The following is a 22,475-nucleotide window of genomic DNA, read 5'->3' as shown; positions in this document are numbered from 1 at the left end:
ACCCACCAGCGGCCGGCGGGACGGGCCCGCGGGGGCCTGTCAGATGCCGTGCGGCCGTGCGGGCCCGAAGGAGGTCCTCCGGCGGCGCACGGCCTTTCGGCGGGAACCGGCGCCCGCCGAAAGGCCGCTTCCCGCTGTCCCCGTCAGGCCGGCGGGTCCAGGGCCTGAGGCGGGCAGTAAGGCGAACGGGCGGGACAGCGGTACGAGTTGCAACACGCGGTAGACGCATCGGGGCGGCTGGCGCAGATAGGTCTGCCCGCCGTGCGCGGCCGCACGGGACCGCACCTCGCACAGCCACTGCAGCCCGCTGCAGTCGAAGAAGGTGACCTGGCTCAGGTCCACCACCACCGTGCGTACGGACGGCGAGGACACCTGGGGCAGGGCGTGCCCCAGGCGACGGGCGAGCTCCAGGTCCAGGTCACCGCGGACGGACAGCAGCAGCGTCGCCCCGTCCCGCCGGGCGCGCCAGCACGGTCCGCCGTCGCCGGGGTACGAGCCGGCCGACTGCCTGCGCGGCCCGCGGCCGGGCCGCCACCAGCGGGCACCGGTACGGGCGGGGCGGCGGGGGGCACCGCGGCCACGAAAGCGTGCGCAGAGACCGGACACAGGCGTCTCCTCCGTCGGTGGACGAGTCCCGGCCCGTAGGGAGGCGGCCGGGCAGTCGTGGCCGAGCGCGGTGGGCGGTCCGACGCTGTCCAGGGTGTTCGCCGACCCGCCCGTCGGCCTCATCCGGTGTGATGCCCCCGATTCCGCGGGGACAAGCACGCGTCGGGCCGGAGTCCCACCGGAGGCACACGGCACCCGGACACCTGAACGGCCGCCCCGTCACTGTACGAAGCCGGCCGCCGGCCGGTCCTCCGGCGTTCGCAGACGGCACTTCACGCCTCCGTACGACACGCGCTACGGCGAAACCGTGCGTGGCCATCACTCGAACGGGGCATGGGTGGTACAGACCAGCCTCCGCGATCCGGCCACCGCGGCGTAACCCACGGGGACCGGGCGGCCTTTGGGGGGAGTGAGCCGAACGGTGCGTACCCGTCGTCGCACCCGTGTCCGGACGACACGGGTCGAATACCTCTTACCCCACGCCCACGAAACCGTCTTCTGGGCCCGTTGGCTGACCGCCGCCTTCCTGACCCGGGACGGCACCGCCGGGACCTGCCCCGCCGACCCGGGCGACGCCTTCCTCGTCGTCACGGAACTGGTCGCCAACGTCACCCGCCACACCCGCAGCAGCTGCCGGCTGCGCCTGTGCGTCCAGGACGGCACCCTGACGGTCGAGGTGAGCGACGACAGCCCGGACCGGCCGCGGCTCCGCCCGGCCGCCGACGGCGAGGAGAGCGGGCGCGGACTGCTGATCGTGTACGCCCTCGCGAACTCCCTGGACGTCCTCGACGACCCAGCGGGCGGCAAGACGATCCGGGCCACCCTGAGCGGCGGCTGAGGCACCGGCGCGGCAGGACGGCCCGGACTCCATCAGAATCAGACGCAAGAGGTGAACGTCGGGTATCAGGGCTCCCGGCCCGACGATCGTGACCCTGGTGACGGGCCGGTCGCGGAGGCCGCGCGACCTCCCGGCGCGGCTGTTCCCCAGCCGCTCCCGCGAGTTGGCCACCCGCCGGCCGGCGAAGATCACCAAGGGTGCAGAATGACCGATGTGCCGATAATGAACACCCCGAAGAGGGCGACGGTGGACGACGCCGCACAGGTCAGCCGCACGCTGGCTGCCGCGTTCGACGACGACCCGATGATGCGCTGGTTCTTCCCCGACGACTCCTCCCGCGACGCGGGACTGGTCCGTTACTTCACCACCATTTACACCCGGCAGTACGCCCTCCACGGCGTGTGCGAACGCACCGACGCGGCGGCGGCCTTCTGGGTGCCGCCGGAGGGCCACGAGAAGGCCGTACCCGACGCGGAGACCATCCAGCAGCTCCAGGACATCCTCGGCGACCGGGCGCCGCTGTTCCGCGATGCCGTCATGGCGGCGGCCGAGCACGCTCCCCAGGAACCGCACTGGTACCTCGCGGTGATCGGCGCCGACCCGGCCGCCCAGGGCCAGGGACACGGATCCGCCCTGCTGCGCTCGGGCCTGGCCCAGGCCGACGCGGCGGGCCTGCCCGTCTATTTGGAGTCTTCCAAGCCTTCCAACCTCCCCGTGTACGAGCACTTCGGATTCGCCGTACGCGAGGAGCTGCAACTGCCGGGCGGCGGCCCGACGCTGTGGTCCATGCGGCGTGCACCCCGCACCCCGGACAGCGCCTGAGCACCGCTCGGAGGGCCGTTGCCGGAGCCGTGGCCGCGTCGCCGGCCGGCACCGGAATCGCCTGAGCGTCCGCGACCGGGTACGGGCGTGCCCGGTCGCCGGGCACGTTCGGTGCGCGCTGAAGTGCTGCGCCCGCGCCACCGCTCCCGCACCGTCCGTGCCCCGGGCCACTCGTTTGCAGTGCACCATGGCTGCTTCCCGAGACTCCGCGCGCCCGCCCGTCGTCGTCATCGGTGCCGGCCCCAGCGGCTTGGCGACCGCCGCGATGCTGCGGCGCGCTCGCGTACCCGCCGTCGTCGTCGACAGCGGCGCCCGCATCGGCGACAGCTGGCGTGGCCACTACGACCACCTGCGGCTCCACACCACCCGCGCCCTGTCCGGGCTGCCGGGCCTGGCCGCACCCCGCAGCCGCGGTACGTGGATCAGTCGCGACGACTGGGCGGACTACTTGGAGCGTTACGCCGCCCACCACCAGCTCGACATCCGTACGCACACCACCGCCGACCACCTGCGGCCCGCACCGGCACCCACGGCGGCCACCCCGCCCGCGCAGGCGACGGCCCGCTGGTACGTGGGCACCGGGACCGGCGAACTCCCCGCACGGCGGTCGTCCTGGCGACCGGCCGCAACCGCGTCCCGTACGTACCCGACTGGCCCGGCCTCGCCACCTTCACCGGCCGCCTGCTGCACTCCCGGGACCACCGCGGTACCGAGCCCTACAGTGGCCGCAGCGTGCTCGTCGTGGGGCCCGGCAACAGCGGCACCGAGATCGCCTTCGCCGTCAGCCGGGCCCGGGCGGCGCACGTCCGGCTCTCCGTACGGACCCCGCCGAACATCGTCCCCAAGGGCAGCAGCCGCTGGCAGGCCCTCGGCCTCTGGGCACACCGCCTCCCGCCCGCCTGGGGGGACCGGGCCGCCGGCCTGATGCGGCGGCTGTTCGTCCCGGACCTGTCCGCACACGGGCAGCCAGCGGCGCCCTGTACCAGGCGGCCGTCGACGCACGGCACATCGCCCGCGCTCTACAGCCGTACGGAAAACCGCCCCGCCATCCGGTTGCCGCGGCCGCGCGCGCCGAAGGTGCCCCAGCAGTTCTGACCCGGCCTGGCGGGGCGGGCGGGCCCGGGTCCCGCATCGGGGACGGTGGCGGTGGCGAGGACAGCGATGTTCTGGCGGGCGTCCGTAGCCGAGAATGACGCCATGACCAGCGCGACGCGAGAACCACTGCCGGACGGCGGACTCGTCCTGACCGTGCCCGGCGGCCGGCCGGGCCCGCCCGCACTGCGTTTCGAGCGAGCGGCGGGCTGCCACTGGCGCCTCCGGCAGGGCGGACAGACGCTGATCGAGGCACGGTCGGAGGGCGACGGATGCTGCCGCGATCTCCATCTGCGCCGCCTGCCCGGCCACCGTTCCCCGCTGCCGCCCGTGACGGCCGCGACCATGAGAGCCGGGGGCAACTGGGCCCACCGGTACGCGCGGTGGCTGGAGGACACCGAGTACGGCCCACTGCACCACGGGCGCTGGCGGTTGTCCCCACGGACCACCTTCGCACCAGGTGTCTGGAGCTGCGACCTCGTCCGGGACTGGCCGGGCACCACCCTCGAACTGCTCTGCGGAGGCGGCTGGCACGGAATCCTGCCGCTGCGACCGCTCCCGGCACCGGACACTCCGCGCGTGAAGGCGTACCGTAAGCACGCACACGACAACACCCTCGCGCCCGTCCTGCTGTGGTGGGTGTCCTTCCTGGACGGCTGGCTGCTCCTGGACGGACACGACCGGGCCGCGGCCGCGCTCGCGGAGGGCACACCACCGGCCTGCGTGGAACTGACCCGCGTACCGGACGACGCCGACTGGCGGGCGAGCGCCGCCGAAATCACCGAGGCACATGAGGCACGCGTAGCGCGCCTCGCTGCCCGCCCCGCAGGCCCGCACACCCCATACCAACGGCAGACGCTCGACCGAGGCTACGCCGACGCCATTTCCACCCTGCCGTACGACTCGGCCGTCACACCCCTATTCGCCTCCGGCGGTCACTGACGACATCGCGCCGAGCGTCCTGCGCCAGTCCCAGGCCCAGTTGGGCGAGGCCGTACACGCCTGGCAGAGCGCCAGCCGCGCCGTACGTGCCGAATCTCGGCTACGAATGCGGTCGACGCGCGGCTTGCACCTCCAGGTACTGCTCGGCCCGTTTACCGAACGCACGGAGGAGCAAAGAAAAGGCCCAGGCGATCGCGAACAAGAGCGTGGCGAAACCCAGGGTTCGCCACCGGAGATCGTCGGAGACCGCAGGGCCGGATCCGACATCCGGGTGGAGTGTGTCCAGGACAACGTGGAAGAAGAGGACCAGCACCACGGAATAGACGGCCCACCAGGCGGCGGGCTGCCATTTCTTGAGAATGTCCCCGTCCATCCGCGCTATCGGCAGGATGCCGAAGACCACCGTCTGGACGCCGGTGATGACCAGCAGCCCGACCGCATAGGCGCAGGCGTAGTCGAAGCTGTCGGCCGGAGCGTTCCGAGCGCGTTCGATGACCGGCGCCCCCATGTACCAAGTGATCAGAGAAGTGGCCAGTACGAGGACCGCCGCCATGAACACCGGTATGCCTGCCGCGCTGCCCGAGGTGGGGGTGAGAGGCGCCCCGCGCGGTCGGCCTATGACCAGGTACACGGCGACCAGGCCGTACACGTACGGAACCGGGAATCCCAGGGCCCGCGAAAGAGCGGCGGGCCCTGCCGCCATGGCGATGCCGGCAGGTACCGCACGCAGCTGGACGGGGGCGGTTGGGCGGTCGGCCCGTAGCAACTCCTTGGAGCTTTCGTAGACCATCAGTACCAGCAGCAGTCCGGCCGATGCTGCAAGGATCTTCACCGCCGTCATGGCCGACCAGCTGTTCTCCACATCAGCCCACGTGAGCAGCGCTCCGCCCGACAAACTGAACGCGCTCAGCCGCAGCCACCCTGGAACGTCGCTCCGGCGCCGCCTGAGCGGCCGGACGTCTTCCCGGTACCGCTTCCACAGCCGTCCGACCACCTTGTTCACGAGGTGGGCCGGGAAGGCCCGCTCCAGCAGGAAGACCAACAGCAGAAACCAGAGGGCCATGCCCGCCGCGCCCGCCCAGTCCTTCAGGGCCCAGGACACATCGGCCGGGGTGCGCAGCTGGCGTACGAGTCCGGATACCGCATGCGAGGGGCCCCGCCGGAACCGCGCATGCGGCCACGACCCGGTGTTGGCCCGATTCGGCAGCTTCATGCACCTTGAAAGCCGTGGTGAACGCGCCCCCGGCATCGGGTGTGGACCGGGACATGACCGTGCCGTCCCACAAGACATCAAGGGGGCCGGAACCTGGAGGATCTCCTTCCGCGCACCAGTAGTCGGAGCCCGTGACGGTCAGAGACGTACCCGGCTTGCCGCTTGTCGGTGACAGGGCGATGCCACCGGCGTGGGGGGCCGCGGGGATGACGAGGGGGTGGTGGCCGGCTGCGCACCTTTGACCGCGTCGTCGCACAGCGCCGTGACGGAGGACTGCTTGGGCCCGACGCGGTCGGGCACGGTGATGGTGACGGTGAAGACCCCGTCCGCGTCGACCTGCGCGGGTGTGCTGCTGCCCTCAAGCGTCACCGTCAACGGGCCTGAACGGTCGTGCTCCACCTGTGCACCGCAGTCGAAGTGCGCTCCGTGTACCTCCAGGGCCTCACCCGGCTGCACCGTGTTCTTGTCGACCGTCACGCTCGGGCCACCAATGACCGCCGAGACATGACGCCCTTCGGCGCCGAAGGCCCCCTGCGGCAGGCCCAGCGCCAGGCCGCAGGAGGCGAGGAGCACCCCACCACGCAGTAACCCGGTGATGTTTCGGCGAATGGTTGTTGCATGGCCGCACCCCCGATGCGTCACGGCGGCGCACATCCCCCGACGCGCCGCGCTTACGGGCTACGACGTGCCTTCTCCGAGAGAGGTTCCGTCCCTTTCAAAATCGTCCGACCTGCACAAACCGGTGGATTCATCGACCGTCCTCACGTGTCTTTCCGGTGGCTCGCGTGGAAGACTGGCAAGCCGAAGCATCGAACGCGGGATGTGAGGCGTCCATGGCCGGCGCTGCGGGGGACGAGCGGCACGTGTGGTTCACGGTGCTGGGGCCGGTCGCGGTCCGGCGCGGGGAGCGGCAGCTCGATGCGGGTTCGCCGCGGCAGCGGGCGTTGCTCGCCGTCTTGTTGTTACGGGACGGGCGGGGCACATCGGCGCCGGAGTTGATTCGTGCTCTGTGGGGTGGGAACCCGCCGCCGGACGCGATGACTGCCTTGTGCAGGTATGCGTGTCGGCTGCGCAAGGTCTTGGGGCCGGACGCCGGCATGCTGGTGGGCGAGGCCGATGGCTATGCGTTGCGTGTCGGCGAGGGCGCGCTCGACCTGGCACGTGCCGAACGGCTCGCGGCCGAGGCCGAGCGGGCGCGTCGCTCCGGTGACCCGGCGCGCGCCCGCGAACTGCTGGCCCAGGCGCTGGGGCTGTGGGCAGGTGAGCCGCTGGCCGATGTGCCGGGCCCGTACTGTGCGACCTGGCGCGCCCGTCTGGAAGAGCGTCGCCTGAGCCTGGTGGAAAGCCGTCTCGCCCTGGACCTGGAGGCCGGGCAGCACGCGCAGGTGGTGGCGGAACTGACGGCGCTGAGCGCCGAACACCCGCTGCGCGAGCGGCTGCGGGAGCTTTTGATGCTCGCGCTCTACCGCGGCAACCGGCGGGCCGAGGCGCTGGCCACCTATGCCGACACCCGGCGCCTGCTCGCCGAGGAAGGGGGCGCCGCCCCCTCGCCCGGGCTCCGCGAACTGTATCGGCGTATCCTGCGGGCCGATCCCCACCTGCCCGCCCCTGCAGGGGGACGTCCGAGCCCTGTGGGCGGGGGCGCGGCACAGGGCCGGCCCGCTCAGCTTCCCAACGACACCCGGGACTTCACCGGGCGGGCCGCGCTGGTCGAGGAGCTGGTCGCGCACCTCGGCGCGGGCAAGGAGAGCGGGGTGGCCATCTGTGTGGCCGGGGGCATCGGCGGTGTCGGCAAGAGCGCTTTGGCGGTGCATGTCGCGCATACGATCCGGCCGTTCTTCCCGGACGGGCAGCTGTACGTCGACCTTCAGGGCTGCGGACCGCGTCCGGTCGAGCCGGAGACCGTCCTGGGTGCTTTCCTGCGGGCCCTGGGGGTATCGGACTGCGCCATTCCCGAGGGGGTCGGCGAGCGCGCCGCGCTCTACCGGTCCGTACTCGCCGGCCGCCGCGTCCTGGTCCTGCTGGACAACGCCCGTGACGCCGCCCAGGTCCGTCCCCTGCTGCCGGGCACGGACGGCTGTGCCGCCCTGATCACCAGCCGCAACCGGCTGGCCCACCTGACGGGGACCCATGTGGTGGCCCTGGACGTCATGCGGCCCAAAGAGGCCCTTGCCCTGTTCACCCGCATCACCGGCGAAGGAGGCGAGGACGCGCAGCAGGTGGTGGCGGCGTGCGGCTGTCTGCCGCTGGCCATCCGGATCGCCGCCGCCCGCCTGGTGGCACGCCGCTCCTGGACCGTCGCCGACCTGGTGCGCAAACTGGCCGACGAACGGCGCCGGCTGGACGAACTGCAGGCCGGCGACCTCGGGATCGAGGCCACCTTCGAGCTGGGATACGGGCAGCTGGCTCCCGGGCAGGCCCGCGCTTTCCGGCTGGTGGCGCTGCCGTGCGGGCCGGACATCTCGCTGGGCGCCGCCGCGGCCGTACTCGGCCTGGGCACCGCAGATGCCAGAAGGACGCTGGAGTTCTTGGTGGACACCTCGCTGCTGGAGTCTCCCGCGCCGGACCGCTACCGCTACCACGACCTCGTACGCCTCTACGCCCGTGCCTGTGCCGAGCGTGACGAGCCCCCGCAGCAGTGCGAGGCGGCGCGGTCACGGCTGCTGGACCACTACCTGGCCACGGCCGCCCGCGTGTACACGATGAACCGGCCCGGAGACCCCCTGCTGGACCACCTTGAGGCCACCCGGTACCCGGGCCTGGCCTTCGAGGACCGGGAAAGCGCGCTGGAGTGGCTGTACACGGAGGCCGGGAATCTGCTGGCGTGCGCCCGGGTCGCGGCCGGAGCCGCCGGGAGCATGCTGCGGCGTGCGGCGGACCTCCTGCTGGTGACCAGGGACCTGTCCGATTCGGGTACGGGCGCCCGGCAGTACGAGCAGACGGTGGGTCGCCTGCTGACGGCCGCGCTGGAAGCGCAGGACGTGCAGGCCGAGGGGCGGTTGCGCCTGATCATGATCCACGTCCACGTCATGGCCGGCCGCCTGGCGGAGGCGGACCGGCAGGCGCGGGCCGCCATGGCGCTCCGGCAGCGCTGCGCGGACCTTGTGCTGTCCTCCCATGCCCTCAACGAAAGCGGCATCATCGCGGGTCTGCAGGGCCGCCACGAAGCCGCGGAGTCACTGCTGAAGCAGGCACTTGCCGCCTATCGCAGCTACGGAAACCAGAACAGCGCGGCCAGCGCGCTGGCCAACCTCGCACGTACCTACCAGGACACCGGCCGCATCGACGAAGGGGTGAGCCTGGCCGAGCAGTGCCTGGCTCTGTACCGGGAGATCGGCGCGACGGTGCGGCTGGCCACCGGCCACTATCAACTCGGCGTGGTCCTGACGCAGGCCGGGCGCCCGGAAGACGCCTTGCCGCAGCTCGAACAAGCCGTGGCCATCTTCCAGGACAGCAGGCAGTGCCTGTGGGAGGCGATGACGTACTGGCGGATGGCCGAGGCCCACCTCGCCGCGGACCGGCCCGCGCAGGCCGCGGGGCGGGCCGAGGAGGCCCTGGCCATCCTGCACGGCCCCAGCGGCCAATGGGCCCGCGCCAACGCTCTCACCGCCCTCGGCCACGCCCTCCAGCGGACCGGACACGCGGACCGGGCCCGGGTCTGCTGGCAGAAGGCCCTGGAGACGTACGAGGCACTGGGCTCCCCGGAGGCCCCGGCCGTACGGAGGCTGCTGCCCGCGGGCAGGCCGGCACCGGCAAACGAGACGGACGGGTGAAGGCAGCCGGCAGCTGGCCAGGACGGTGCTTCAGGGCGCCGTGTCATGCGGAGCGCCGGGGACCCAGTTGCCGTGGAATCCTGCCGGTATGCGGACGGGTACGTGGACCTCGGCGACCGGTGCGGCGCCGAGGTCGGCGGCGTCCAGGATGGCCAGGTAGCTGGTGCCGCGGGAGCGGTCGTGGGCGAACGTCAGGAGGTATCCGTCGTCTTCCTGGCCGGGTGCGGTGGGGGAGCGGGGGACGAAGACGGGCTCTCCGCAGGTGTGGCCGGCGGGGAAGTGGTGGGTGCTGCGCCGGGCGCCGTGGGTCAGGTCGTACTTGTGGATCTCGGCGTGCCGGGGCTCGGCGTCGAGGGTGAATCCGGCGGTGTAGCCGTAGCGGTGGGGCAAGCCGATACCGGTGTCGGCGATGCGGGGGTATTCGCTGGGTGTGTCGTCCAGCGGGGTCTCGGTGACCTTGCCGGTGGCCAGGTGGAGCACCCACTGGTGCAGGGCGGGCAGGCCACCGCTGAGGTCCCGCGGTCCCTGACGCCACAGGGACGGGACGCGGGTGCCGGTGAGGGTGATCGTCCCGTCGGTCTCGAAGGCGTTCATCGTGTGCCACACGTAGCAGGGGGCGACGTCGAACCACCGTACGCGGGCGCCCTCCTGGGCCCGGGGCAGAACGCCGAAACGGGCGCGGTGGCCGTCGTCCCAGCGCCAGGGCGGGCCGCCCGTGGCGGCGCGGTCGGCGTCGAAGACGACGGGCAGGTCCATGAAGACGACGTGGTGGGCGGTGATGGCGAAGTCGTGCATCATGACCGCCCGCGGCAGGTCCACGGTCTGCTTCTGGAGCACTTCTCCCGCTGCGGAGACCCGGTAGTAGGTCAGGTAGGGCGGCCGGAGGCGGTAGCCGAAGAAGTGCAGCTCCCCGGTGCGGGGGCAGGTCTTGGGGTGGGCGGTCATCGGGGTGGTGAGTTCCCCGTCGAAGGTGAAGACTCCGAGGGTCGCCAGGTCAGGGGTGACTTCGTAGGGGAAGCCGCCTTCTTCGAGGGCGAAGAGCCGGCCGGCATGGGCGATCAGGTGGGTGTTGGCGGTGGTGACGCGGTAGTCGATCCGTGAGGTGGCCGGGTCGTAGGCGAGCGCGAGACGCGAGGCGCCCGGCTGTGCGTGCAGCGGGGTGCGCACGTAGCGGTTGCGGTACCAGGTGGCATGGCCGTCGGCCAGCGCGATGGTGTGGAGCATGCCGTCGCCGGCGAAGGAGTGGGGCGACCAGCCGCTGCGCGGGTTGGGCCCGTTGCGGAAGTACTGGCCGCACAGCTCCTTGGGAACGGTACCGGTCACCTTGCTCGGCCGGTGGGTGACCTCAGCCGCGATCGGCGCGTTGTTGCCCGAGAGGTGCAGGGGTGCGGGGGAACCCGATGGCATCGTCATCTGCGGTCTCCTGCCGTGGGGTGGGGCCGCCAGGGTCCCGCAATCAGCCTTCCGACGGCAGTCTTGTTCTTTTCGTACGCGTCAGCCGCCGCGCTCCCCACGATGTGATTCCCCCGTGGGAGGTCGTATCGGCGACACGGACAGGACGGCGGCCACCCCGGCCCGGCGTGCCCGGTGGGTTCAGCTCCACGCTCCGGACAGGCGTCGGGTGACGACCGCGCTGAGCGTGCGCACGCCGCGCGTCGAGCCGGGGTCGATGCCGGTGAGTTCCCGTACGCGGCGGAGGCGGTAGTCCAGGGTGCGGGTGTGGACGTGGAGGGCGGTCGCCGTGGCGCCGCGGTGCATGTCGTGGCGGTAGTACGCGTCGAGGGTGACGAGCAGGTCCGGGCCGGAGTCCAGTCGTCTGGCCACGTCGCGCAGCCATGCGTCGGCGAACGGCACGTCCACGACAGCGATTTCGACGAACACGTCGGCCAGGGTGTGCGGCCGGAGCCGGGCGGACGCCCGGCGCAGCGGGGCCGCTCGGCTGATCCGCCGGGCCCGGTGGAGGGCGTCGGCCAGTTCGGGCAGCGGTGCGGTGGCGGTGCCGACGGCGCAGGGGCGGCCGAGGGCCTGGGCGAAGTCCCGTACGAGTTCGGTCAAGTGGTCGGGGGCGAGATCGGGTAAGAGGTCAAGAAGGGGTTGCGGCGATACGGTTTCCGTTCCCGCCGTGCCGGAAATCAGGGGGACCAGGGCGATCAGCTCACCACTTCCGTCTCCGTCCCCGTCTTGCGGGCCCCACATGACAGGCACCTGGTGGCTCTTCACCAGTGTCTCGATCTCGTATTCCAGGAAACGGTCGGTGGCGGGGTGGTCCGGCATCCGGAACACCGTCACCGCCCAGTGGTCCGGCAGTTCCATGCCGACGGCCGGGGCGAGTTCCGCCGAAATGGGATCTCCGTTCAGCAGTGACCGGGCCAACAGGGCGACCTGTTCGAGATAGTGCATCCGGCGGCGCATTACCCGCACGAATCCCTCGCAGTAGGCGACGATGCCGCGTTCGCCCTGCGGGGCGAACCAGTTCATCATGAGCATGATTTCCTCGACACCGCAGCCGCGCTGAGCCTCGGTCGCCTCGTTGATCTCGCGCAGCATGAGGGCGGTGTGCAGCCGCAGGACCCGCTGCCGTGTGTCGAGCGACATTCCCGCCTCGGCCCGCAGCTCCCCCATCGATGCGATGTAGCCGAGGTCGTCGCCGGTCAACTCGGCCTCGTCCGGCGGCAGATCGATGGTTTGACGCCGAAGCCACAGTGAATGCTCCAGCGTCTGGGCCCGGGCTCGGGGGCCCTTGTCCATGAACGCGCACTCCGGGATCTCGCGCGTGTACGCCTCGACCTCCCGGCGGGCGTTGGCCGACGCCTGCCGGGCCAGTTCGACGAAGAGGCTTCCCACGAACCCGAGCATGTCATTCCGGATGAACCGGCCGACAGGTGGCATCCGGCCGGAGTTCATCACTGCGCATAAATCGGCGGCAAGTATGCGAACCGGCTTTTGTCACAGCGCGCAAAATCCCCGGATCGGGGCGTTCTCGTCGCCTCTTCCGCTTGTGCAGGAGTCATGAAGTGGCCTTAATGAGAACCGCGTACACGCCCGCGGAGGAAGACCGCGGCAGCCGTTCTTGGCGCGACTTCGGCATGGCTCCGGTAATCAGTACGGGCGGACGTACGGAAATTCTCAGCCAGGCGCCGCACCACGGCGCTCGCTCTGACCGGAGGGATGCTCCGATGAAAGCAGGCACGGGAAGGAAAATCATGGCGGCGGTTGCGGCCATGGGCACGTCAGCAGCGCTCCTGCTCGGCACGTCGGGCACCGGTACGGCCGCGCCCGCCGCCCCCGGCCTGCGTGCGTTCGGGATCAGCGGCGACGGCACCTTGATGGCCGCGTTCAAGACCGACCGGCCGCAGATCCTCGACTGGGTCAGGGCCGTCGACGGCCTCAGCGGCGACACGAGCCTGATCGGCATCGACTTCCGGGTGCAGGACGGCCTGCTGTACGGCGTCGGCAACAAGGGCGGCATCTACACGATCAAGACTCCGACGGGCACCGAGGACGTCGTGGTCACCAAGGTGTCCCAGCTGCAGTACGACTTGCGCGGCACGACGTTCGGCGTCGACTTCAACCCGGCGGCCGACCGGCTCCGCGTGATCAGCGACAACGGCCAGAACCTGCGGCACAACCTGAACAATCACACGACCGTCCAGGACCTGAACCTCAACACCCCGACGGAGGAGGGTACGACCAAGGGCGTCACCGCCGCCGCGTACACGAACAACGACCTCAGCGCGGCCACCGGGGCCACCCTGGCCGACATCAACACGACCAGCGACCAGGTCGTCCTCCAGTCCCCGGCCAACAACGGCACGCTCGTTCCGACCGGCGGCCTCGGCGTCGACTCCGGGCTGAACGCGGGCCTGGACATCTACAGCACCCTGTCCGGAGGGAAGACGGTCGACAACGCCGCCTTCGCCACCCTCCCCCCGAACGGCTCCGGCAACCCGTCGTTCTACAGCGTCAACATCCTCACCGGCCAGGCCACCTCCATCGGCCGGTTCCCGTTGAACGTCACGGACGTGGCCGTCAGCCTCACCGGCACCTGATCCCGTCGGTCATGTCCGCGCCGCGGTCCGGCCACCACCGGACCGCGGCGCGTCACGGAGGGACGAACGACGTACACCCCTGCGTCAGGAGTGAGCCTGCTCGCTTCTGCCGCGGGCCGGCGGCCGTACCGTTCCCGTCCGGCCGCCGCCCCGGCCGCCACCCTTCAGCCGTCCGCCGGGCGCCCGACCTCGGTCAGCTTCCCGCCCCCGGCCAGGCGTCCGCTCACCTGCGTCCGCGCCTTCGCAGGCGCCCGTACGGCGAAGACCCGTCCCTTCTTCGCAGCCCGCACCGCCCCCGCCACCTCGATTCCGGTGACCGCCTGGCTGCCCGCGGCCAGCAGATACGTATGCCCGGAGTCGGCCCGCCACCGGGTGCTCGCGACGACGTGCCGGCCGAAGCGGCTGCACGCCGCGGTCGACCGTCCCCGGGCCACCGTTCGCGCCGCCGCTCCGGGGGCCGTGAACCGTACGCTGACCTCGCCCGGGCCGCGCCAGGTGTCGGCCCGGACACAGGACCACACGGCCTTGCCGCGGCCCTCGGGCAATGCCTGCTCGGCGAAATCCCACACGCTGACGGCGCGTACGCCGCCGGGCAGTTCTGCGAGGTGGCACGCCGTGCGCGCCCAACTCGCCGGCGCCGCCGCACCGGTGGTCTCGCGGGGCTGGCGCGCCGGAGAGCCGCCGGGCAGCGGCGTGTGGGTGAGGTGGGCGGGGACGAGGCCGCCGAGGTCGGTGACGACGAAGGTGAGATTCTCGTCGACGCGGGCCGAGGAGCGCAGTTGCAGCGTGGGCCGGGAACCACAGGAACCCGGTGCGGCGGTGCCGCGCAACGGCTCGGTGACGCCTTCCGCCGATACCCGCACCGGCCGCGCGGGCACGCCCGGACGCCGCAGGTCACGTACCTGCGGGTCGGTGATCCAGGGGGCGGTCAGGTAGCGGGTCGCGCCGTGTGCCCGGCTGAGAACGAGCGTGGCGGCCGTCGTCATGTCGCTGCTGTCCGTACGGGCGAAGTCGAGGGTGGCAGCGCCACCGGGGGAGAGGGGCTCGCTGTAGCGGACGGTCCGCAGGCCGTCGTGGAGCAGCACCACGGCGTTGCCGTCCACCTCGCCCGCGTACAGCAACTGCGTGCCGAGCGGGGGAGGGCCCGGGAACGTGCCGGGCGTACGGCTGACACGGGTGCCGCGCGGTGGCTGCGACCAGGTGGCGAGCGCTCGGGCGAGCAGGCCCCGGTCCTCGGTCCGCCCGCCGCGGGGCGGCCAGGCCGTGAAGTCGACCCGCGCGGTGTCGGCCCACTCCCCGCGGGGAGCCCGGACCAGACCCGCGGCGGTGACCGGGCCGGCGCCGGCGGCCGGACGCGTGGCCCGTCGGCCCGTCGTCGAACCGGTGGCGGTCAGCACCAGGGCACCGACCGCCACCACCGCGACCACGGCCCAGGCGAGGCGGCACCGCTGCCTGCGCCGCACCAGGTCGGTGGGGCGGGTCTGCACCGAGCACGCGTCGAACTCCGTCGAGCACAGCAGGGTCTGCGCGGCGGAGACCGCCGGGGCGTCCAGCTGCCGTGCGACCCGCAGGGCCCGGTCCGGGTGGTCGACGCCGGCGGCACCGAGCAGGGCCCGTACCTGCGCGTCGGGCAGTTCGTCCGCGCGGGAGAGCACGAACGCGGCCCGCACGTCGGCGGACAGCCCGGACAGGGTCTGCCCCAGCGCGATCTCCTCCCGGCCGCCCGCGCGCGGAAACAGTCGCAGTCCCCATACCACCGGCAGCGCGGGACGCAGCGCACGTGGCGGTGGCAGGCTCCCCGGCCACCCGCGCGGGCGCCGCTCGTACGCCAGCGCCCCGCGCAGCACGCGCTCCCGTACCCACGCCGGCCCGAACCGTTCGGGGCCGAGCCGCTCCGGCCCCGGGCGCTGGGCCGGTTCCCGCGAAACGGCCTTCCGCAGGCGGAACCCGGGCAGTGCGCGCTGCACCAGGCCGTGGGCGGTCAGCACTCTGCGGTGCCTGCTGAGCGAGGGCGGCAGCGTGAGGTAGGCGAGCCGGACCAGCGCGGTGTAGTGCTCGACGAGGCCGGCCTCGGCTTCGTCGAGCGTTATCCGTTCACGGCCGTCCGGAGAGCGGCGCTGCGACGTGACCATGGAGCGGGGTGCCTCCCGAGGGCTGAGGGCTGCAGGGCGCTGTCCTCCTTCAAACGAGTGAACGCCGAGGGGGACACCGTGTGGACGTGGCGGTTCACAGGCCCAGTTCGGCGAGGCGGCGGCTGATCCGTACGTCGGTCGACTCGACGGGCGAGCCGGTGCGGACCCAGGGATCCCCGCCGAAGACCTGTCCGAAGACCCGCTCGGCGGTGCGGGTCGCGAGGGCCTGGGCGGTCAGGGGCGGGTTCGGGCCGCCCAGGGAGTTGGCGAGCGCGGAGTTGTCGGCGACGTACAGCCGGTCGACGGCCCGGCTGCGGCAGTCGGTGTCCAGTACGGAGGTATGGGGGTCCAGGCCCGTGCGCATGGAGGAGTGGACGTGCAGCGGAATCGGGAACGTGTCGATCCGCAGCACCGTGCGGGCGCCCGCGCCCCGGAGCAGCGCGGTCGCCTTGCGGGCCAGGAACTCGCGGTTGGCGAGCGTACGGGCGCTGCGGCGGCGGTGGTGGACCTCGACCTTCGGTACGGGGCCGTGGGCGTCGGCCGGGAACGCGGAGGGAAGGACGCGGTTGCCGGGTTCGACATCGTCTTCGGTGAGGATCAGGACATTGAGCAGCCGGTCGTGTCCGCCGTCCTTCAGCAGGTCGGCGAGCCGGGGCCCGTGGACGCGGCCGGTGGGCCCGTCCCAGGGGCCGCGCAGGCCACGGCCGTTGGCGTGGGCGCCACGGATGCCGCTGTCGGACGTGGTGAGGACCAGGGCCTGGAGCGCGGGCGGGAGACCGGTCTGCTCCAGCGCGCCGCGGCCGGGGAACTCGCACCGGGCCGCGGAACCGGGGCCGCGGCTGTTGCCGACGTCGTGGTCGAAGACGCCGATGACGAAGTCGAGGTGGTGGTCGGTGAGTCCGCGGCCGGCCCAGCCGTTCGGGTCGGGCAGGCCGCTGTTGTGGCACAGCCGCGGATTCTCCGTACAGCCTCCGGCCAGGACCACTGCCCGGGCGTCCTCCCGGTGCGACTCGCCGGTCGCGCCGGTGCGCCAGGTGACGCCGGTCGCCGCGCCCGCCTCGGTGTGCACGCGGGTCACGAACGCGTCGGTGACCAGTTCGGCGGCTCTGCCGCCGGGTGCCCAGGCGGCGGCGGTCAGTGCCATGGGGACGTAACTGTTGTCCGTCGACCGTTTGGCGAACCGGTTGCGCGGCGCCCGGACCGGCTCCATGCAGCCCTGGGCGCAGTGGCCGCAGAACGTACAGCCGGTTGATCGTGGGAAGACCAGCAGCCGGGGGTCCTCGGTGTGTCCGGCGTGGCCGCCGGGCGGCAGGATGGCGTTCTGCTGCGGCCGGTAGGAGTGGCCGGTGGTGGTCAGGGCCGTCTGGACGGGAATCCCGAGCGTTTCGCACCCCCGGAAATAGACCTCTTCCTTGGTGCCCATCGGAGCCGTCCGGACGTCCGCGAGTTCCTTGGCGACCACCGGGCCGCCGCCGCCCGCGCCGACGACGATGACATCACGCACGGACGGCCTCCTTGCGGCCCTGGTAGTAACCCTTGAAGTCGGCGCGCCCGTCGGCCCGGCCGTCGTAGCCGGTGAGCTGCCAGCCGACGGGCAGCGCCGTGATGCCGCGCCGGCCGGCGTCCCACACGGCCTGCTCGGTGAAGCAGCCGAACGAGGTGACGGCCAGCAGCCCGCTGCCCAGGTACTTCAGCAGCCCGGACACGGAACCGCGCAGCGGCTGCGGCAGGTGCGTGTCCAGCAGGGCGACGAGGTCGGAGTCGGTGTGCTCCAGCAGCTCGAACACGCGGGTCTTGTCGCGGTAGGACAGCCGGCAGAACGGGGAGAGGAAAGGACCGTCGAGCGCTACCGGACGCACCCGTGTGGCGAGCAGACCGAGGAGCACGGCCGTGACGAGCGACAGGGGGGTCTTCTCGTCGCCGCGCAGCAGCAGGCGCAGCGCGGCGTCCAGCCGTCCCAGCTCCAGCGGCAGCCGGCGCGGCAGCGCGATGCCCACGTCTGCCGTCGCCATGGCCAGTGGCCGGGCCACTTCCTGCGGGAACGGTACGTACTGGTCGAACGCGGACGCGACGAGTTCGCCGGCCTCGGCGGCGACCCCGCCCGCCCGGCCGCGCGGGGTGCCCTGCGCGCGGGAGCAGGCGTCGTCGCCGGGCAGGGAGAAGGCGGCGAGGCCGCGGAAGGTGTCGCGGGCCAGCCGCGCGAGTACCGGGCGCAGCAGGGCGATCAGCTCGTTCACACCCGGCACCGGAGCGCCCCCACAGGGAGGAGTAAACGTTGATAAGTCGGGCAATGTGATGTGTGGCTGCGTGCTCTCCGGCAGGACCCGCCCCGCGTCAGGGCGTGGTCGCGACCTCGCTGTCGGGATGGCAGGTGAAGACCTGGTCGAGGCCGACGTAACGCAGCACGCGCAACGTGTTGGCGGGCACGGCGGCCAGCACGACGTCCGCCTCGGCGGCGATGGCGCGATGGCGGGCGGCCAGCAGGGCGGTGATGCCGCTGGAGTCGCAGAACTCCATCGCCCCCAGGTCGAGCACCAGGCGCTGGCCCGGCTCCAGGGGGAGGTCGGCGACGACGGAGCGCAGCTCGTCGGCGTGGTCGTAGTCGAGATCACCGGCGATCTCCAGCAGGGGACCGGTGGCGGCGTCTCGGGGGGTTATCGTCAGCGAGCTCATCTCTGGGGTGGGGTCGAAGGGACAGGGGCAGGGGGCGGGGTTCAGGGCCGGGCGCCGGCCGGAACTCCGAGAGCGAGCAGGGCCGTGTCGTCGTCCAGGCCGTCGCCGAAGCCGTCCAGCAGCCCGCTCAGCGCCTGGATCACGGCGTGCGGCGGCGACCCGGCGTGGCCGGTGGCGAACGTACGCAGCGCGTCGTCCCCGTACAGAGCGCGGTCGGGACCGGTACGTGCCTCGGTGATGCCGTCGGTGTAGAGCAGCAGACTGTCGCCCGGCGCGAGAGTGGTGGTGGCGGTGGTGAAACGCGGGTCGGGCAGGATGCCGACGAGCAGCCCGCCCGGGGTGGGCAGGAAATCGCACCCGCCGCCCGCGCGCAGGATCAGTGCCGGAGGGTGGCCGCCGGAGGCGATCCGTACGGTCACCTCTCCGGTGGCCTGGTCCGGCTCCAGTACGCCGAATATGGCGGTGCAGTAACGCGGGTCGCCGCCGCTGTACCGCTCGTGCAGCACCGTGTTCAAGGTGGCCAGGGCGGCCACCGGGTCCGGGTCGTGCAGGGCCGCGGCGCGCAGGGTGTAGCGGGTCAGCGAGGTCAGGGCGGCGGCCCCGGGGCCCTTGCCGCTCACGTCGCCGAGGAAGAACGCCCAGCGTTTGCCGTCCAGCGCGAACAGGTCGTAGAAGTCGCCGCCGAGCCGGTCGGGAGAGGCGGTGTGGTAGTACGTGGCCACTTCGAGGCCGGGTATGTCGGGCAGCACGGCCGGTAGCAGGCTCTGCTGGAGGGCGGCCAGCGCCTCCTGCAGCCGGGCACGGTCGGCCTCCGCCCGCTTACGGGCCTCCTCCGCCTCCTGCCGGCGCCGCAGCAGCTCCTCCTCGTACGCGCGGCGGTCCCGTGCGTCGAAGAGGGTGGTACGGATCAGCAGGGGCTCGCCCTCGCTGCCGAACTTGACGGTCGAGGAGACCAGGACCGGTATCCGCGTGCGGTCGGCGCGCCGGACCTCCAGCGCGATGCCGTTGATCTCGCCCTGCATCCGCAGCAGCGGCGCGAAGTGCGTCTCGTGGTAGAGCTTGCCGCCCACCGTGAGCAGGTCGGTGAACCGCATCCGCCCCACCACCGCCTCCCGGGCCAGGCCGAGCCAGTCCAGGAGCGTCGCGTTGATTTTCGCGATGGTGCCGTCCATCAGCGTCGACACATAGCCGCACGGGGCGGAGTCGTACAGCTCCTCGGCGCTGTCCTCCAGCAGGGCGGCGAACGCGGCGTCCGTGCTGCCGTCGCCGCCCGCCCCGTGCGGATCGGGGCCCTCCTGGCCGGTGGGGCGGCTCATGACCGCAGCCCCGCCAGGAAGCCGGTGATCGCTTCGTTGGTGGCCTCGGGCGCGGACAGGTGCGGGCAGTGGCCGGTGGCGTCCAGAGTGATCAGCTTCGAGCCGGGGACCCGTCCGTGCACGTACGCGCCCACCTCGCGCGGGGCGATCACGTCCTGGGCGCACTCCAGCACCAGCGTCGGCACCCCGACCGTCTTCAGATCGTCGCGGGAGTCGGACAGGAAGGTGGTACGGGCGAAGACGCGGGCCATGTCGGGGTCGGTGGCGCAGAAGCTGTTGGTCAGCTCCTCGCCCAGCTCGGGACGGTCCGGATTGCCCATGATCACCGGTGCCATGGCGGCCGACCAGCCCAGGTAGTTGGAGTCCAGCGAGGACAGCAGCTCGTCGATGTCCTCGGCGGTGAACCCGCCGTGGTAGCCCTCGTCGTCGATGTAGCGCGGGGACGGGGCGACCATCACGAGGGCGCCGATGCGCTCCGGGGCCCGCCGGGCGGCGAGCACGCCGGTCATGGCGCTGACCGAGTGGCCGACGAAGGTGGCGTCGCGCAGGTCGAGGGCCTCGGCGACATCCAGCACGTCCTGGGCGTAGCCGTCGAGGGAGGCGTAACGCTCCTCCTGGAACGCCGACAGGTCGGAGCGGCCGCAGCCGACGTAGTCGAACAGCACCACCCGGTAGGCATCGGTCAGGGCAGGCACCGTCAGACGCCACATGTTCTGGTCACAGCCGAAGCCGTGCGCCAGCACCACCACCGGCCCCTGCGGGTTACCGGTGACGGTGACGTTGTTCCTGCGCAGGATGTCCATACGGCCCATCCTCGCATCCCCCGGCAACCGGCCCGGATCACGCCCGTCGGCGCGGTGACGGGCGCGTGCAGGGGCCGTGTCGGTGGCGTGTCGGAGGCCGCTGCGATCTTGGCGTACGGGGTGGCCCGGCGCCGGAGCGGGACCGCCCGCCGCCGCGGCGGCCCACCGGACGCGACCGAGGAGTCACCATGCCTGCCGAGAACCAGCCCCCGAGTCAGTCTCCGAACCGGAGCCGGTACCGGCCGCCGTCCCGGGAATGGGACGTGCACCGGCTGCCGCCCGTCGAGGGCAAGACCTTCCTGATCACCGGCGGCAACGCGGGCATCGGCTACTTCACCGCGGAACAGCTCGCCACGACGGGGGCCACCGTCGTCCTCGGCAGCCGCGACCGCACCAAGGCAGCCGCCGCGGCAGACTGCATCCGCTCCCGCGTCCCCGACGCACACGTACGCCACATCCTGCTGGACCTGGCCGACCTGCCGTCACTCAAGACCGCCGTGGACACCCTCGCAGCCGACCGCCTCGACGCGGTGGTCCACAACGCCGGGGTGGCGCTCGACGATCCGCCCCGGCGGGTGACCGCGGACGGTCACGAGCTGATGTTCGGGACCAATCACCTCGGCCACTTCGCCCTGACCCGGTGGCTCGCGCCCCTGCTCACGGCCGCGCCGGCCGCGCGCGTGGTGACCGTCGGCAGCTTCGCGGCGAAGTCCGAACGGCTGGACCCGGACGATTTGCAGTCCGCCGGGGAGGACTACCGGCCGAAGCGGGCCTACGGCCGCTCGAAGCTGGCGCAGATGCACTTCGGCTTCGCCCTCGACCGCCGGCTGCGGGCCATCGGCAGCCCCGTGCGCAGCCTGGTGGCCCATCCCGGCGGCGCACTGGACTCCCTCACTCCCTCGCGCCCGCCGGTGCACGTGCGGACATCCGGCGAGCGGCTGCGTGCCCTGCCCGCGGGACTGCTCGTCCAGGGCAAGGACGCCGGCGCGTGGCCCGTGGTGCGGGCCGTGCTCGACCCGGGGGCGACGGGCGGTCAGTTGTGGGGGCCCCGGGCCTTCGGGCTGCGCGGCGAGCCGCGGGCCGAGTCGCTGTGGGACCATTTGAAGGACACCGCCGTCGCGTCACGGCTGTGGGACGCCAGTTGCGAGCTGACCGGAGTGGAGCCGGGCCTGGGCTTCGAGTGAACGGCACGACGGACGGCCGGACTTCAAGGTCGCCCCACGGCATTCCACGGCATGCCGCCGGGGTGAACATCAGGCGGCGTACAGACCGCCGACCGGGTTGTGACCGAATTTCCGGGATGCCGCAAGTGACGTTTTCGGGCGTCGGTGCGGCGTAACGTACCGCTGGTCACCGTGGGCGGCGTGGTGCGCCGGGCAGCCGCGCCCCCGACGGCGCCCGGCACATCCGGACTGGTCAGCACCCGCTCCCGGGAACGGTCGTGACGTGGTGGCACGGGTGCGGGAGGTGGACCTGAATCGGGTGGTCCGCCGTTGGCCCTCCGGGGCACCTTGGTCGGGAGAGCCGGACGGTACCGGCTCGCCCACCCGGACCCCGTAGGAGATCCCCCATGGCCTTACGCAGAAGATCCGCGATGTTCCTCGCCGCCGGCCACTCGCCGCGGCATCGGTCTTCGGCATCACCGGCACGGCCTCCGCCGGCACCGGTGCGCCGACCACCTATGCCGCGCAGGCCGAGCGGGCCGGCCTGACCGACGCCCAGTCCGCGCGGCTCCAGTCGCAGGTCGACGGTTATGTCGCCGACCTGGGCGGCAAGCAGGTCTCCGCCAACAAGATCCTCGTACCCGGCGGCAGCATGCTCGTCCGGGCCCCCGGCCAGAAGTACGCGCAGGACCTGGCGGCCGGTCCGTCCAAGGGCGACGTCAAGCCCGCGTGTGGTTACGGACACCTGTGCGGCTGGGCCAACGGCGCGGGCGGCAACGGCAACAGCTTCGACTACTACCGTTGCGGCTTCTACCAGCTGCCCAACCTCGTCGGCGACGGCACCTGGGTCAACAACCAGACGCCGGGCACCGTCGGCCGTTTCTACAACAAGGACCGCAGCGAGCGCTGGAACACCGGCGGCGCCTTCAGCTCCGGCACCGCCGGCTGGACGCCGGTCTGGTTCGCCCGGCCCTGCTGAGCACCGCGACCGGCCGACGCCGCCCCCCCCAAGACCGGCAAACTCGCTGACCTGATGGAAAGGCGCCTCGCACC

19 protein-coding genes and 1 pseudogene are annotated in these 22,475 nt (G+C 72.3%); 9 read left to right on the top strand and 11 right to left on the bottom strand.

What is annotated here, in order from left to right; translation table 11 throughout:
* Positions 1 to 39: 39 nt before the first annotated feature.
* Positions 40 to 606 carry an STAS domain-containing protein gene (locus ACZ53K_RS27525; protein WP_468841490.1) on the bottom strand — a complete coding sequence of 189 codons (567 nt, stop codon included), beginning with the start codon at positions 604 to 606 and terminating at the stop codon, positions 40 to 42.
* 421 nt (positions 607 to 1,027) lie between these two features.
* Between ACZ53K_RS27525 and ACZ53K_RS27520 the strand changes: the two genes are divergently transcribed.
* The 5 genes and pseudogenes from ACZ53K_RS27520 (at position 1,028) to ACZ53K_RS27500 (ending at position 4,300) form a co-directional block, all read left to right on the top strand.
* Positions 1,028 to 1,444, top strand: a complete 417-nt coding sequence (locus ACZ53K_RS27520; RefSeq protein WP_468841488.1) for an ATP-binding protein — start codon at positions 1,028 to 1,030, stop codon at positions 1,442 to 1,444.
* Positions 1,445 to 1,648: 204 nt separating this feature from the next.
* Positions 1,649 to 2,266: a GNAT family N-acetyltransferase gene (locus tag ACZ53K_RS27515; RefSeq protein WP_468841486.1), complete on the top strand. Its 618-nt coding sequence runs from the start codon at positions 1,649 to 1,651 to the stop codon at positions 2,264 to 2,266.
* Positions 2,267 to 2,453: 187 nt separating this feature from the next.
* A pseudogene (locus ACZ53K_RS27510) lies at positions 2,454 to 2,708 on the top strand (NAD(P)-binding protein); the annotation flags it as partial.
* Positions 2,684 to 3,361, top strand: coding sequence for a SidA/IucD/PvdA family monooxygenase (locus tag ACZ53K_RS27505; protein ID WP_468841484.1), 678 nt, complete (start codon positions 2,684 to 2,686; stop codon positions 3,359 to 3,361). The pseudogene ACZ53K_RS27510 and the gene ACZ53K_RS27505, both read left to right, overlap by 25 nt.
* Before the next feature lie 102 nt (positions 3,362 to 3,463).
* Positions 3,464 to 4,300: a hypothetical protein gene (locus tag ACZ53K_RS27500; RefSeq protein ID WP_468841482.1), complete on the top strand. Its 837-nt coding sequence runs from the start codon at positions 3,464 to 3,466 to the stop codon at positions 4,298 to 4,300.
* Between the two features lie 100 nt (positions 4,301 to 4,400).
* Here the strand turns inward: ACZ53K_RS27500 and ACZ53K_RS27495 are convergent, their stop codons facing one another.
* Together ACZ53K_RS27495 and ACZ53K_RS27490 are read right to left on the bottom strand one after the other, a co-directional pair.
* Entirely contained in the window at positions 4,401 to 5,513 is a 1,113-nt protein-coding gene (locus tag ACZ53K_RS27495; protein ID WP_468841480.1) for an FGLLP motif-containing membrane protein, read from the bottom strand.
* Between the two features lie 138 nt (positions 5,514 to 5,651).
* Complete coding sequence (locus ACZ53K_RS27490; protein ID WP_468841478.1) at positions 5,652 to 6,155, bottom strand: hypothetical protein; 504 nt, start codon at positions 6,153 to 6,155, stop codon at positions 5,652 to 5,654.
* Positions 6,156 to 6,346: 191 nt separating this feature from the next.
* On the opposite strand from ACZ53K_RS27490, the gene ACZ53K_RS27485 reads away from it, so the two are divergent.
* On the top strand, positions 6,347 to 9,286 hold the full coding sequence (locus ACZ53K_RS27485) for an AfsR/SARP family transcriptional regulator (RefSeq protein WP_468841476.1): 2,940 nt from the start codon (positions 6,347 to 6,349) through the stop codon (positions 9,284 to 9,286).
* A 30-nt stretch (positions 9,287 to 9,316) separates the two neighbouring features.
* On the opposite strand, the gene ACZ53K_RS27480 is transcribed toward ACZ53K_RS27485, so the two are convergent.
* Together ACZ53K_RS27480 and ACZ53K_RS27475 are read right to left on the bottom strand one after the other, a co-directional pair.
* Positions 9,317 to 10,699, bottom strand: coding sequence for a carotenoid oxygenase family protein (locus ACZ53K_RS27480; RefSeq protein ID WP_468841474.1), 1,383 nt, complete (start codon positions 10,697 to 10,699; stop codon positions 9,317 to 9,319).
* A gap of 180 nt (positions 10,700 to 10,879) precedes the next feature.
* The gene (locus tag ACZ53K_RS27475; protein ID WP_468841473.1) at positions 10,880 to 12,130 is read right to left on the bottom strand and encodes a PucR family transcriptional regulator; all 1,251 of its coding nucleotides are present in this window, start codon (positions 12,128 to 12,130) and stop codon (positions 10,880 to 10,882) included.
* A gap of 359 nt (positions 12,131 to 12,489) precedes the next feature.
* Between ACZ53K_RS27475 and ACZ53K_RS27470 the strand changes: the two genes are divergently transcribed.
* Positions 12,490 to 13,335, top strand: coding sequence for a DUF4394 domain-containing protein (locus ACZ53K_RS27470; protein WP_468841471.1), 846 nt, complete (start codon positions 12,490 to 12,492; stop codon positions 13,333 to 13,335).
* 164 nt (positions 13,336 to 13,499) lie between these two features.
* On the opposite strand, the gene ACZ53K_RS27465 is transcribed toward ACZ53K_RS27470, so the two are convergent.
* The 6 genes from ACZ53K_RS27465 to ACZ53K_RS27440 all read right to left on the bottom strand — a co-directional run bounded on the left by ACZ53K_RS27465 (position 13,500) and on the right by ACZ53K_RS27440 (position 20,259).
* Positions 13,500 to 15,467 carry a hypothetical protein gene (locus ACZ53K_RS27465; protein WP_468841469.1) on the bottom strand — a complete coding sequence of 656 codons (1,968 nt, stop codon included), beginning with the start codon at positions 15,465 to 15,467 and terminating at the stop codon, positions 13,500 to 13,502.
* A gap of 94 nt (positions 15,468 to 15,561) precedes the next feature.
* Positions 15,562 to 16,971, bottom strand: a complete 1,410-nt coding sequence (locus ACZ53K_RS27460) for a GMC family oxidoreductase N-terminal domain-containing protein (RefSeq protein WP_468841467.1) — start codon at positions 16,969 to 16,971, stop codon at positions 15,562 to 15,564.
* Positions 16,964 to 17,704, bottom strand: coding sequence for a hypothetical protein (locus ACZ53K_RS27455; protein WP_468841465.1), 741 nt, complete (start codon positions 17,702 to 17,704; stop codon positions 16,964 to 16,966). Before ACZ53K_RS27455 ends, ACZ53K_RS27460 begins: the two co-directional genes overlap by 8 nt.
* 97 nt (positions 17,705 to 17,801) lie before the next feature.
* On the bottom strand, positions 17,802 to 18,140 hold the full coding sequence (locus ACZ53K_RS27450; protein WP_468841463.1) for an STAS domain-containing protein: 339 nt from the start codon (positions 18,138 to 18,140) through the stop codon (positions 17,802 to 17,804).
* Positions 18,141 to 18,181: 41 nt separating this feature from the next.
* Positions 18,182 to 19,456 carry a PP2C family protein-serine/threonine phosphatase gene (locus ACZ53K_RS27445; RefSeq protein WP_468841461.1) on the bottom strand — a complete coding sequence of 425 codons (1,275 nt, stop codon included), beginning with the start codon at positions 19,454 to 19,456 and terminating at the stop codon, positions 18,182 to 18,184.
* Positions 19,453 to 20,259: an alpha/beta fold hydrolase gene (locus ACZ53K_RS27440; RefSeq protein WP_468841459.1), complete on the bottom strand. Its 807-nt coding sequence runs from the start codon at positions 20,257 to 20,259 to the stop codon at positions 19,453 to 19,455. The genes ACZ53K_RS27445 and ACZ53K_RS27440 overlap by 4 nt, the downstream gene beginning before the upstream one ends.
* Positions 20,260 to 20,447: 188 nt before the next feature.
* On the opposite strand from ACZ53K_RS27440, the gene ACZ53K_RS27435 reads away from it, so the two are divergent.
* Both ACZ53K_RS27435 and ACZ53K_RS27430 read left to right on the top strand, forming a co-directional pair.
* Complete coding sequence (locus tag ACZ53K_RS27435) at positions 20,448 to 21,443, top strand: SDR family NAD(P)-dependent oxidoreductase (RefSeq protein WP_468841457.1); 996 nt, start codon at positions 20,448 to 20,450, stop codon at positions 21,441 to 21,443.
* A 631-nt stretch (positions 21,444 to 22,074) separates the two neighbouring features.
* Positions 22,075 to 22,401, top strand: a complete 327-nt coding sequence (locus ACZ53K_RS27430; protein ID WP_468841455.1) for a hypothetical protein — start codon at positions 22,075 to 22,077, stop codon at positions 22,399 to 22,401.
* The last annotated feature ends 74 nt before the right edge of the window (positions 22,402 to 22,475 follow it).

This window comes from Streptomyces sp. NPDC033221 (genome assembly GCF_055577005.1).
Note: the sequence above shows the minus strand (reverse complement) of the source record. Positions and strands in the feature narration are given on the sequence as shown.